Genomic DNA, 12,381 nt, shown 5'->3' on the forward strand with positions numbered 1-12,381 from the left:
CCCCCGATGTTCGAGGCGGTCGAGGAACTGATCGGCGAACACGCCGACCTCGAAAAGCGGCTCGCCGACCCCGCGGTCCACGCAGACCAGCGGGAGGCGCGTCGGCTCAACAAGCGCTACGCCGAGCTGACCCCGGTGATCGCCGCCTACCGCGCCTGGAAGCAGGTCGGGGAGGACATCGAGACCGCCCGGGAGCTGGCCCAGGACGACCCCGACTTCGTGGACGAGGTCAAGGAGCTGGAGCTGTCCCGCGAGGAGCTGACGGACCGGCTGCGGCTGCTGCTCGTCCCCCGCGATCCGAGCGACGACAAGGACGTCATCCTGGAGGTCAAGGCCGGAGAGGGCGGCGAGGAGTCCGCGCTGTTCGCCGGTGACCTGCTGCGGATGTATCTGCGGTACGCCGAGCGCGTCGGCTGGAAGACCGAGATCCTCGACGCCAACGAGTCCGACCTCGGCGGCTACAAGGACGTCCAGGTCGCGGTGAAGACCAAGGGCGGGAACGGCGCCACCGAGCCCGGCCAGGGCGTCTGGGCCCGGCTGAAGTACGAGGGCGGGGTGCACCGGGTGCAGCGGGTGCCCGCCACCGAGTCCCAGGGCCGGATCCACACCTCCGCGGCCGGTGTGCTGGTCACGCCCGAGGCCGAGGAGGTCGAGGTCGAGATCGGCCCCAATGACCTGCGGATCGACGTCTACCGCTCCTCGGGACCCGGCGGCCAGTCGGTCAACACCACCGACTCCGCGGTGCGCATCACCCACCTGCCCACCGGCATCGTCGTCTCCTGCCAGAACGAGAAGAGCCAGCTCCAGAACAAGGAGCAGGCGCTGCGCATCCTGCGCTCGCGGCTGCTGGCCGCGGCCCAGGAGGAGGCCGAGCGGGAGGCGTCGGACGCGCGCCGCAGCCAGGTCCGCACCGTCGACCGGTCCGAGCGCATCCGTACGTACAACTTCCCGGAAAACCGGATCTCGGACCATCGAGTCGGTTTCAAGGCGTACAACTTGGACCAGGTGCTCGACGGTGAACTCGAACCGGTCATCCAGGCGTGCGTCGACGCCGACGCGGCCGCCAAGCTGGCGGCCGCGGGCTGAGCCACCCACCGTCGTAGGCTTCGTGCTCTTGTCCGGACCGGCTGGAGGAATTCAGTGAACGTGCTGCTCGCCGAGGTGGCGCAGGCCACTCAGCGGCTGGCCGACGCGGGCGTGCCCTCACCGCGCTTCGACGCGGAGGAGCTCGCCGCCTTTGTGCACAGCGTCAAGCGGGGTGAGCTGCACGGCGTGCCCGACGCCGACTTCGACGCCCGCTACTGGGAGGCGGTCGCCCGTCGCGAGGCCCGCGAGCCCCTTCAGCACATCACCGGCCGCGCCTTCTTCCGCTACCTGGAACTCCAGGTGGGCCCCGGGGTCTTCGTGCCCCGGCCGGAGACCGAGTCGGTGGTCGGCTGGGCGATAGACGCGGTCCGGGCGATGGACGTCGTCGAACCGCTCATCGTCGATCTGTGCGCCGGTTCCGGGGCCATCGCGCTCGCGCTCGCCCAGGAGGTGCCGCGCTCCCGGGTGCACGCCGTGGAGCTGGACGAGGGCGCCCTGCGCTGGGCCCGCAAGAACGTCGAGGGGTCCCGCGTCGTTCTCCATCACGCGGACGCGTTGACGGCCCTGCCCGAGCTCGACGGACAGGTGGACCTCGTCATCAGCAACCCGCCGTACATCCCGCTGACCGAGTGGGAGTACGTGGCGCCGGAGGCCCGCGATCACGACCCCCAGCTCGCGCTCTTCTCCGGTGAGGACGGCCTCGATGTCATCCGTGGCCTGGAGCGCACCGCCCACCGGCTGCTGCGCCCCGGGGGCGTGGTGGTCATCGAGCACGCAGACACCCAGGGCGGCCAGGTGCCGTGGATCTTCACGGAGGAGCGTGGCTGGGCGGACGCCGCCGACCACCCCGACCTGAACAACCGGCCCCGGTTCGCCACCGCGCGGAAGGCCATGCCGTGACGGCGGCACCGCACCACACATTGGCCACGTACGAGGAGGTCCGTTAAAGATGGCACGGCGATACGACTGCGGGGACGCGACCGACCGCAAGACCGGCCTGCGCGAGGCCGCCTCCGCCGTCCGCCGCGGCGAACTGGTCGTGCTGCCCACCGACACCGTCTACGGGATCGGCGCGGACGCCTTCAACGCCGAGGCGGTCGGCGATCTGCTCGAGGCCAAGGGCCGCGGCCGCAATATGCCCACCCCGGTGCTGGTCGGCTCCCCGAACACCCTGCACGGCCTGGTCACCGACTTCTCCGAGATGGCCTGGGAGCTGGTCGACGCCTTCTGGCCCGGTGCGCTCACCCTCGTCGCCCGGCACCAGCCCTCGCTCACCTGGGACCTGGGGGAGACCCGGGGCACCGTCGCGGTGCGGATGCCGCTGCACCCGGTCGCGATCGAGCTGCTGACGGACTTCGGCCCGATGGCGGTCTCCAGCGCCAATCTGACCGGACACCCCTCTCCGCAGGACTGCGACGCCGCCCAGGACATGCTGGGGGACTCCGTCTCGGTGTACCTCGACGGCGGGCCGACCCCGGCCGCCGTGCCCTCCTCGATCGTCGACGTCACCGGCAAGGTGCCGGTGCTGCTCCGGGCGGGCGCGCTCACCGCCGAGCAGCTCCGCGAGGTCGTACCCGACCTCGAGGTGGCGAATTGACAGCCCCTGAGGGGCGTGGCATAGCGGAACACCGTGAGAAGAAGCCCGAGGCCACCTTCCGCATCCTCCACGTCAGCACCGGCAATGTGTGCCGCTCACCGATCACCGAGCGGCTGACCCGGCATGCCCTCACGCACCGCCTCGGCACCGTCCGCACCCGCGGTCTGATCGTGGAGAGCGCCGGCACCTGGGGCCATGAGGGCGCGCCCATGGAGGCGCACGCCGCGACGGTCCTGACCGACTTCGGCGCCGATCCGGCGGGCTTCCTCGGCCGTGAGCTGCTGGACGAGCACGTCATCCGCGCCGACCTGGTCCTGACCGCCACCCGCGACCACCGGGCGCAGGTCATCTCGATGGGGCATTCGGCGGGCTTGCGCACCTTCACGCTCAAGGAGTTCACCCGGCTGGTGCGGGCCATAGACCCCGCGACGCTGCCCGATCCGGAGGAGGCGGGCGGTGTGGTGGAGCGCGCCCGCGCCCTGGTGCAGGCGGCGGCCGCACTGCGCGGCTGGCTGCTGGCGCCCACCGAGGACGCGGACGAGGTGCACGATCCGTACGGGGCGCCGATCACCTTCTTCCGCTCGATCGGGGACGAGATCAACCAGGCCCTGGACCCGGTCGTCACGGCCCTGACGGGGGTCCCCGCCCCCGCGTAGCCCCCTGGCGGGGCCGATGGCGCGCGGGCGGGGGTTTCCCGGGGCTCACGGCGCGCCACGAGGGCCCGCGGGGCCTACATTGGGGGTGACCACCTTCGACGACCCGCCGTCCCCTCCCAAGGCTGTGAGCACGCCATGGCCGTCACCCCCCGGGGCCCCGATTTCGGAGCACTCGCCCGCCAGGACCCGGAGCTGGCGGGGATCATCCTGAGCGAGATCGACCGCGTCTCCGCCGGCCTCCAGCTGATCGCGGCCGAGAACTTCACCTCGCCGGCCGTGCTGGCGGCGCTCGCTTCGCCGCTGGCCAACAAGTACGCCGAGGGCTATCCCGGCGCCCGCCACCACGGCGGCTGCGAGATCGTGGACATCGCCGAGCGGGTCGCCCAGGACCGGGCGAAGGCCCTGTTCGGCGCCGAGCACGCCAATGTGCAGCCGCATTCGGGGTCCTCGGCGGTGCTGGCCGCCTACGCCGCGCTGCTGCGGCCCGGGGACACGGTGCTGGCGATGGCGCTGGCGCACGGCGGCCATCTCACCCATGGCTCACCCGCCAATTTCTCCGGCCGCTGGTTCGACTTCATCGGCTACGGCGTCGATCCGGAGACCGGCCTGATCGACTACGAGCAGCTCCGCGCGCTCGCCCACGCCCACCGGCCGAAGGCGATCGTCTGCGGTTCCATCTCCTATCCGCGTCATCTGGACTACGCCGCCTTCCGTGCCGTCGCCGACGAGGTGGGCGCGTATCTCATCGCCGACGCCGCCCATCCGATCGGTCTGGTCGCGGGGAAGGCGGCGCCGTCCCCGGTGCCGTACGCGGATGTGGTGTGCGCAACGACACACAAGGTGCTGCGCGGGCCGCGCGGCGGAATGCTGCTGTGCGGTGCGGAGTTCGCCGAGCGGGTCGACCGGGCGGTGTTCCCGTTCACCCAGGGCGGCGCCCAGATGCATACCGTCGCGGCCAAGGCGGTGGCGTTCGGCGAGGCCGCGGCGCCCGCCTTCACCGCCTATGCGCGGCGGGTGGTGGCCAATGCCCGGGTGCTCGCGGACGCCCTGGCCGCGGAGGGCCTGGCGGTGGCCACGGGCGGCACCGACACCCATATGATCACCGCCGACGCGGCCCCGCTGGGCCTGGACGGACGGGCCGCGAAGGCCCGCTGCGCTGCCGCCGGGATCGTCCTGGACACCTGCGCGCTGGCGTCCGCCACGGAGCCGCGGGGGTGCGTCAAGGGGATCCGGCTGGGCACCGCCGCGGTGACCACCCAGGGAATGGGAGCGCCGGAAATGGAGCGGATAGCGGCCCTGATGGGAACCGTGCTGCGGGACGAAGGCGTGGTACGGGAAAAGGTGGCGGAACTGGCCGGGAGATTTCCGCCCTATCCGGACGAGGGCCGAATCATGCAACCATCCGAAGGTGTAGGACGTCTGTAAGTACGTTCACCGCGAGGCGTCCGACACGCATAAGGTGTGAGGCTGTGATGGCCAGCGATACCTCTGGGGCAGCCTGTGCGTGAATACCTGCTGACTCTGTGCATCACGGCCGCGGTCACCTATCTGCTGACCGGGCCGGTGCGGAAATTCGCCATCGCGGCCGGTGCGATGCCGGAGATCCGCGCCCGTGATGTGCATCGCGAGCCCACTCCGCGGCTCGGTGGCATCGCCATGTTCGGCGGGCTGTGCGCGGGGCTGCTGGTCGCCGCCCATCTGACCAACCTCAAGGACGTCTTCGAGGTCTCCAACGAGCCACGGGCGCTGCTGTCCGGTGCCGGGCTGATCTGGCTGCTGGGCGTGCTGGACGACAAGTGGGGCGTGGACGCGCTGATCAAGCTCGGCGGCCAGATGATCGCCGCCGGTGTGATGGTGCTCCAGGGTCTGACCATCCTGTGGCTTCCGGTGCCCGGTGTGGGGCCGGTCTCGCTGACGCCCTGGCAGGGCACGCTGCTGACCGTCGCTCTGGTCGTCATCACCATCAACGCGGTCAACTTCGTTGACGGGCTTGATGGGTTGGCGTCGGGGATGGTCTGCATCGCGGCCGCCGCGTTCTTCATGTACGCCTACCGCATCTGGTACGGCTACGGCCTGGAGGCGGCCGCGCCCGCCACCCTGTTCGCCGCCGTCCTCATGGGGATGTGCCTGGGCTTCCTGCCGCACAACGCGCACCCCGCGCGGATCTTCATGGGCGACTCGGGCTCGATGCTGATCGGGCTGGTGCTGGCGGCGGGTGCCATTTCCATCACCGGCCAGGTCGACCCCGACGCGATGAAGCTGTTCGAGGGGTCCGAGCAGGCCGCGGTGCACGCCACCGTCCCGGTCTACATCCCGCTGCTGCTGCCGCTGACCGTCATCGCGGTGCCCTTCGCCGACCTGGTGCTGGCCATCGTCCGGCGCACCTGGCGGGGCCAGTCGCCGTTCGCCGCGGACCGCGGCCATCTGCACCACCGGCTGCTGGAGATCGGCCACTCGCACAGCCGGGCCGTTTTGATCATGTACTTCTGGTCGGCGCTGATCGCCTTCGGCGCCGTGGCGTACTCGGTGAACTCGGCCGGTGTGTGGTTCGTCCTCGCGATCGTGGCGCTGAGCGGGGTCGGGCTGGTGCTGTTGCTGCTGCCGCGGTTCACCCCGCGGGTTCCGCGCTGGGCCGAGGGATTCGTTCCGCCGCGCTACCGCCGCGCCAACCGGATCGCGCGGGCCGAGCAGGGCGCCGAGGTGCCCGCGGAGCCGGTGGCGGCCGGGGCCGCACCGTCGGATTCGGAGATGGCCGCGCCCGAGCCGGTGGGCTCCGGGATGAACGGCGGCGCGAGCGGCGGGGTGAACGGCGCCACCGCGATCGGCGACCGGTCCCGCTTCACCCATCGCCGCAGGATCGGCTCGCCCCAGTAACCGCCCTGGTAATTCCCCCAGAAAATGCCGGCGGGAACGGTCCGGGGAGAGCGTCGAAGATCACAGGACGGCGTCAGCACAGTACCCAGCCGATAACTCTCCCGTGTGACGCGCAGCACATCCAAAGGGTAAAGACCTCATCAAATAGTTTGTGATACCGTTCACTAAACCCGGTGCTAGACCCGAGGGGCCGTAGGGCGACGGCTTTTCGTCGTGAGGTCTCCTCTGTTCCCGGGGATACGCTCGTCCACGACGAATCGTTGCTTCCGACACTTGCCGGAGAAACCCTTCATGCAGTCCAACGACGCCAGAACGCTCCTGAGTTGCGCCGTGCCCACCGCCGTCGCCGGCGTGGTCGCCGTCGCTGTCGGTGCCGCGTTCGCAGGCGGCAAGGGAGCGATCGGCGCGGGCTTCGGCACATTCGTCGCCATGGTGGTGATGGCTTCGGGGCTGATCGTGCTGGAGCGCACCGCGAAGCATCTCCCGCATCTGTTCCAGGCCATGGGCATGGTGCTTTTCATGACCGAGTTCCTGCTGGTGGCGGTCGTGCTCGCGGTCTTCCAGGACACCACGATGTTCAACGTCAAGGCTTTCGCCCTCGCGCTGCTCACGGCGACCCTGGTGTGGGTCGCCGCACAGGCCCGTGCGCATATGAAGGCGAAGATCCTCTATGTGGAGCCCGAAGCCGAGGACGAACGTAAGCCCGAGGGGGCGAAGAAGTCCGCTCCCGCCGGGTCCACGTCGTGAGAAGTAGGGCCGGGATAAGAGCATGTGCGCTCACCTGCTATCGTCCGGTGCCATCTGAGGCACAGCGGGCGCAGGTAGCTGAACCCCCGGATTCCACGGGACGGAATCGGCGGCCCATGCAGCTGATGCCCGACATACCACTCGGCCACGCGCCGATCAGCCGCCCCCATATCCGCAAGACCAGTCCAGTGCCGTTCCGTGGCCGCGTGCCGCGCCGACACAACGAGGTTGCCGTACCCATGCGCCACGCTGAAGGAGCTCGCGGTGAGTTCTGACCAGACGCTCGCCTTCGAGACGAACTGCCACATCTTTGACGGGTGCGGCTTCCCGGCACCCGGACTCCATTCCTTCAAGTTCGAGCCGCTCTTCTCCGTCGGCGGCTTTGACTTCAACAAGCCGATGCTGCTGGCCCTGCTGGGTACGGTCGCCATCGTCTGGTTCTTCTGGGCCGCTTTCGCACGGGCCAAGGTCGTGCCGGGCAAGCTTCAGATGATCGGCGAGGCGGGCTACGACTTCGTGCGCCGCGGCCTGGTCTATGAGGCCCTCGGCAAGAAGGAGGGCGAGAAGTACGTCCCTCTCATGGTCTCGATCTTCTTCTTCGTCTGGATCATGAACCTCTGGTCGATCATTCCGGTCGCCCAGTTCCCGGTGACGTCGATCATCGCCTTCCCGGCCGGTCTGGCCGCGATCGTCTACATCCTCTGGATGTACCTGACCTTCAAGAAGCACGGCTTCGTCGGCGGCTGGAAGAACATCACCGGCTACGACAAGGAGCTCGGCGCGATCCTGCCGATGATCGTCGTGATCGAGTTCTTCTCGAACGTCATCATCCGGCCCTTCACCCACGCGGTCCGGCTCTTCGCCAACATGTTCGCGGGCCATCTGCTGCTGCTGATGTTCACCATCGGCACCTGGTACCTGCTGAACGGCATCGGCATCGTCTACGCGGGCGCGTCCTTCGTGATGACGATTCTGCTGACCGCCTTCGAGCTCTTCATCCAGGCCGTCCAGGCGTACGTCTTCGTGCTCTTGGCCTGCAACTACGTCCAGGGCGCGCTCGCCGAGCACCACTGAGCGGACCTGGCTCCCAGACCATCAGACGTCCGGTGGCCAACCCCCACCGGCCCATGAAACGCAAAGGAAGAACCGGCATGTCCGCTCTCCAGACCCTCGCCGCCGACGGCATCACCGGCAACCTCGGTTCGATCGGCTACGGTCTCGCCGCCATCGGCCCCGGCGTCGGCGTCGGCATCATCTTCGGTAACGGCACCCAGGCCCTGGCCCGTCAGCCCGAGGCGGCCGGCCTGATCCGCGCCAACCAGATCATGGGCTTCGCCTTCTGTGAGGCGCTCGCGCTGATCGGTATCGTCATGGGCTTCCTTTTCAAGTCCTGAACGGACCGCTTTAACCACGACAGACGGAAGGCACTGATGTGAACGCCCTGGTACAGGTGGCGGCTGAGGAGAGTGAGAACCCCCTCATCCCGCCGATCCCGGAGCTGGTCATCGGCCTGATCGCCTTTGCCATCGTCTTCTTCTTCCTCGCCAAGAAGCTCCTCCCGAACATCAACCGGGTTCTGGACGAGCGCCGCGAGGCGATCGAAGGCGGCATGGAGAAGGCCGAGGCCACTCAGGCCGAAGCCCAGCAGGTCCTCGAGGACTACCGAGCCCAGCTCGCCGACGCCCGTCACGAGGCCGCGCGACTGCGCCAGGAGGCGCAGGAGCAGGGCGCCGCGCTCATCGCCGAGATGCGCGCGGAGGGCCAGCGGCAGCGTGAGGAGATCATCGCTGCCGGTCACTCGCAGATCGAGGCCGATCGGAAGCAGGCCGCTCAGACCCTGCGCCAGGACGTGGGCAGGCTCGCCACCGACCTGGCCGGCCGGATCGTCGGCGAGTCGCTCGAGGATGTGGCCCGGCAGAGCCGCACCATCGACCGGTTCCTCGACGAACTCGATGACAAGGCCGCCAAGACGAACGACGGCTCGAAGGCCGAGGCCGGCCGATGAACGGAGCGAGCCGGGAGGCGCTGGCAGCCGCGCGCGAGCGCTTCGACGCCCTGACGGACAACACCTCCGTCGACGCGTCGAAGCTCGCCGAGGAGCTGGCCGCCGTCACCGCGCTGCTCGACCGCGAGGTCTCGCTGCGCCGGGTCCTCACCGACCCGGCGCAGCCCGGCGAGGCCAAGGCCGAGCTGGCCGCGCGGGTGCTGGGCGGGCAGGTCGGCGGCGAGTCCATCGACCTGGTCTCCGGCCTGGTCCGTTCCCGCTGGTCGCGCTCGCGTGACCTGGTGGACGCGGTGGAGCAGCTGGCCAGCGCCGCCGAACTGGTGGCGGCCGAGCGGACGGGTGCCCTCGACAACGTCGAGGACGAGCTGTTCCGGTTCGGCCGGATCGTCTCCTCCTCGTCCGAGCTCCGGGGCGCGCTCACCGACCGGCGCGCGAGCGTCTCGGCCAAGGCCGGGCTGGTCCGCGAGCTGCTCGGCGGCCGGGCCGACCAGGTGACCGAGCGGCTGGTGGTCCGTCTGGTGACCCACCCGCGGGGTCGTAGCCTGGAGTCGGGTCTCGACGAGCTGTCCAAGCTGGCGGCGGAGCGCCGGGACCGTACGGTCGCGGTCGTCACCTCCGCGGTGCCGCTCAGCGACCGGCAGAAGCAGCGGCTCGGCGAGGCACTGGGGAAGCTGTACGGACGGAAGATGCACCTCAACCTCGACGTGGACCCGGAGGTCCTCGGCGGGATCTCGGTACGCGTCGGCGACGAGATCATCAACGGGACCATCACGGACCGCCTCGACGAGGCGACCCGTCGGATGGCCGGCTGACACAGCCACCAACTCAACAAGCATGCAAGCGGCCCGAGTTGGGCCGTGGTCAGACACTTCGGGCCCAACAAGGAGAGCAGGGAACCCAGATGGCGGAGCTCACGATCCGGCCGGAGGAGATCCGGGACGCGCTGGAGAACTTTGTCCAGGCGTACAAGCCGGACGCGGCCTCGCGCGAGGAGGTCGGGACGGTCAGCGTTGCCGGCGACGGCATCGCGAAGGTCGAGGGTCTTCCCTCGGCCATGGCGAACGAACTGCTGAAGTTCGAGGACGGCACCCTCGGCCTTGCCCTCAACCTCGAGGAGCGCGAGATCGGTGCGGTCGTCCTCGGTGAGTTCAGCGGCATCGAGGAGGGCCAGCAGGTGCACCGCACCGGCGAGGTTCTCTCGGTCGCCGTCGGCGAGGGCTACCTCGGCCGCGTGGTCGACCCGCTGGGTGCCCCGATCGACGGCCTCGGCGAGATCGAGACCGAGGGCCGCCGTGCCCTTGAGCTGCAGGCCCCCACGGTCATGGACCGTAAGTCGGTGCACGAGCCGATGGAGACGGGCTACAAGGCCGTCGACGCCATGACCCCGATCGGCCGCGGCCAGCGCCAGCTGATCATCGGCGACCGGCAGACCGGCAAGACCGCGCTGTGCGTCGACACGATCATCAACCAGCGCGACAACTGGCGCTCCGGCGACCCCAAGAAGCAGGTCCGCTGCATCTACGTCGCCATCGGCCAGAAGGGCTCCACCATCGCCTCCGTGCGCGGTGCGCTGGAGGAGGCCGGTGCCCTGGAGTACACCACCATCGTCGCCGCCCCGGCGTCCGACCCGGCGGGCTTCAAGTACCTCGCCCCCTACACGGGCTCGGCCATCGGCCAGCACTGGATGTACCAGGGCAAGCACGTCCTGATCGTCTTCGACGACCTGTCCAAGCAGGCCGACGCCTACCGCGCCGTGTCCCTGCTGCTGCGCCGCCCGCCGGGCCGTGAGGCCTACCCGGGCGACGTCTTCTACCTGCACTCCCGGCTGCTGGAGCGCTGCGCCAAGCTCTCCGACGAGATGGGTGCCGGTTCGATGACCGGTCTGCCGATCGTCGAGACCAAGGCGAACGACGTGTCGGCGTTCATTCCGACCAACGTCATCTCCATCACCGACGGTCAGTGCTTCCTCGAGTCGGACCTGTTCAACGCCGGTCAGCGCCCGGCGCTGAACGTCGGTATCTCGGTCTCCCGCGTCGGTGGCTCCGCCCAGCACCGGGCCATGCGGCAGGTCTCCGGCCGGCTCCGCGTGGACCTGGCCCAGTACCGCGAGCTCGAGGCGTTCGCCGCCTTCGGCTCCGACCTGGACGCGGCCTCCAAGGCGTCGCTGGAGCGCGGTGCGCGCATGGTCGAGCTGCTGAAGCAGTCGCAGTACGCCCCGTTCTCCACCGAGGACGAGATCGTCTCCATCTGGGCCGGCACCACGGGCAAGATGGACGACGTCCCGGTCGAGGACATCCGCCGCTTCGAGCGTGAGCTGCTGGACTACCTGCACCGTGAGCACAAGTCGCTGCTGACCAGCATCGTCGAGGGCGGCAAGATGTCCGATGACACCATCGCGGCGCTCGGCGAGGCGGTCGACGGCTTCAAGCGGCAGTTCGAGACCTCGGACGGCAAGCTGCTGGGCGAGGGCTGAGCATGGGTGCCCAGCTCCGGGTCTACAAGAGGCGGATCAAGTCCATCTCTGCGACCAAGAAGATCACCAAGGCGATGGAGATGATCGCCGCCTCGCGCGTCGTCAAGGCGCAGCGCCGGGTGGCCGCGTCGAGTCCGTACGCCAGTGAGCTGACCCGGGCGGTGGGTGCGGTTGCCACCGGTTCCACCACCCAGCACCCGCTCACCACCGAGGCGACGAACCCGACGCGGGCCGCGCTGCTGCTCATCACGAGCGACCGTGGTCTGGCCGGCGGCTACTCGTCCAACGTCATCAAGGCGGCCGAGCAGCTCACCGAGCGGCTCACCGGCGAGGGCAAGGAGGTCGACGCCTACATCGTCGGCCGTAAGGGCGTGGCCTACTACGGCTTCCGTGAGCGCAAGGTCACGGAGTCGTGGACCGGCTTCACCGACAACCCGACCTACTCGGACGCCAAGAAGATCGCGGGCCCGCTGATCGACGCTGTCCTCAAGGACACGGCCGACGGCGGCGTGGACGAGCTGCACATCGTGTTTACGGAGTTCGTCTCGATGCTGACGCAGACGCCGGTCACCGACCGGCTGCTGCCGCTCAGCCTCACGGCGACATCAGCGGCTGACGCCGCGGGGTCGGCGGACGAGCAGAAGGCGAAGGGCGAGATCCTACCGCTGTTCGACTTCGAGCCGTCGGCGGAGGACGTCCTCGACGCCCTGCTGCCGCGGTACGTCGAGTCCCGTATCTACAACGCCCTGCTGCAGGCCGCCGCCTCCAAGCACGCGGCCACCCGGCGGGCGATGAAGTCGGCGACCGATAACGCCGAAGAGCTGATCAAGACGCTCACGCGGCTTGCCAACGCGGCCCGCCAGGCCGACATCACCCAGGAAATCAGCGAGATCGTCGGTGGCGCGAGTGCCCTGGCCGACGCCTCTGCGGGGAGTGACTGACA

The 12,381-nt window shown here is 69.4% G+C and carries 13 protein-coding genes; all 13 read left to right on the forward strand.

Annotated features, from left to right (window positions below):
- The first annotated feature begins 6 nt into the window (after nucleotides 1-6).
- The gene (gene prfA, locus AS97_RS30550; RefSeq protein WP_059147680.1) at nucleotides 7-1,086 is read left to right on the forward strand and encodes a peptide chain release factor 1; all 1,080 of its coding nucleotides are present in this window, start codon (nucleotides 7-9) and stop codon (nucleotides 1,084-1,086) included.
- Between the two features lie 54 nt (nucleotides 1,087-1,140).
- A complete protein-coding gene (gene prmC / locus AS97_RS30555) occupies nucleotides 1,141-1,986 on the forward strand; it encodes a peptide chain release factor N(5)-glutamine methyltransferase (protein WP_059147679.1) in 846 nt (281 codons plus the stop codon).
- A gap of 49 nt (nucleotides 1,987-2,035) precedes the next feature.
- Nucleotides 2,036-2,683, forward strand: a complete 648-nt coding sequence (locus AS97_RS30560) for an L-threonylcarbamoyladenylate synthase (protein ID WP_014054918.1) — start codon at nucleotides 2,036-2,038, stop codon at nucleotides 2,681-2,683.
- A complete protein-coding gene (locus AS97_RS30565; protein WP_059147678.1) occupies nucleotides 2,680-3,339 on the forward strand; it encodes a protein-tyrosine-phosphatase in 660 nt (219 codons plus the stop codon). Before AS97_RS30560 ends, AS97_RS30565 begins: the two co-directional genes overlap by 4 nt.
- Before the next feature lie 135 nt (nucleotides 3,340-3,474).
- A complete protein-coding gene (glyA, locus tag AS97_RS30570) occupies nucleotides 3,475-4,764 on the forward strand; it encodes a serine hydroxymethyltransferase (RefSeq protein WP_210566011.1) in 1,290 nt (429 codons plus the stop codon).
- A gap of 75 nt (nucleotides 4,765-4,839) precedes the next feature.
- Entirely contained in the window at nucleotides 4,840-6,213 is a 1,374-nt protein-coding gene (locus tag AS97_RS30575) for an MraY family glycosyltransferase (RefSeq protein WP_349017609.1), read from the forward strand.
- A gap of 291 nt (nucleotides 6,214-6,504) precedes the next feature.
- A complete protein-coding gene (locus AS97_RS30580) occupies nucleotides 6,505-6,960 on the forward strand; it encodes a hypothetical protein (RefSeq protein ID WP_059147675.1) in 456 nt (151 codons plus the stop codon).
- 264 nt (nucleotides 6,961-7,224) lie between these two features.
- Nucleotides 7,225-8,034, forward strand: coding sequence for a F0F1 ATP synthase subunit A (gene atpB, locus AS97_RS30585; RefSeq protein WP_059147674.1), 810 nt, complete (start codon nucleotides 7,225-7,227; stop codon nucleotides 8,032-8,034).
- Between the two features lie 77 nt (nucleotides 8,035-8,111).
- A complete protein-coding gene (gene atpE, locus AS97_RS30590; RefSeq protein ID WP_037951036.1) occupies nucleotides 8,112-8,354 on the forward strand; it encodes an ATP synthase F0 subunit C in 243 nt (80 codons plus the stop codon).
- Between the two features lie 38 nt (nucleotides 8,355-8,392).
- A complete protein-coding gene (locus tag AS97_RS30595; protein ID WP_059147673.1) occupies nucleotides 8,393-8,965 on the forward strand; it encodes a F0F1 ATP synthase subunit B in 573 nt (190 codons plus the stop codon).
- On the forward strand, nucleotides 8,962-9,777 hold the full coding sequence (locus AS97_RS30600) for a F0F1 ATP synthase subunit delta (protein ID WP_059147672.1): 816 nt from the start codon (nucleotides 8,962-8,964) through the stop codon (nucleotides 9,775-9,777). Before AS97_RS30595 ends, AS97_RS30600 begins: the two co-directional genes overlap by 4 nt.
- Before the next feature lie 89 nt (nucleotides 9,778-9,866).
- The gene (gene atpA / locus AS97_RS30605; RefSeq protein ID WP_059147671.1) at nucleotides 9,867-11,438 is read left to right on the forward strand and encodes a F0F1 ATP synthase subunit alpha; all 1,572 of its coding nucleotides are present in this window, start codon (nucleotides 9,867-9,869) and stop codon (nucleotides 11,436-11,438) included.
- A gap of 2 nt (nucleotides 11,439-11,440) precedes the next feature.
- Entirely contained in the window at nucleotides 11,441-12,379 is a 939-nt protein-coding gene (locus AS97_RS30610; protein ID WP_210566012.1) for a F0F1 ATP synthase subunit gamma, read from the forward strand.
- Nucleotides 12,380-12,381: the final 2 nt, after the last annotated feature.

Source organism: Streptomyces sp. AgN23 (assembly GCF_001598115.1).
Taxonomy (GTDB): Bacteria; Actinomycetota; Actinomycetes; order Streptomycetales; family Streptomycetaceae; genus Streptomyces; species Streptomyces antimycoticus.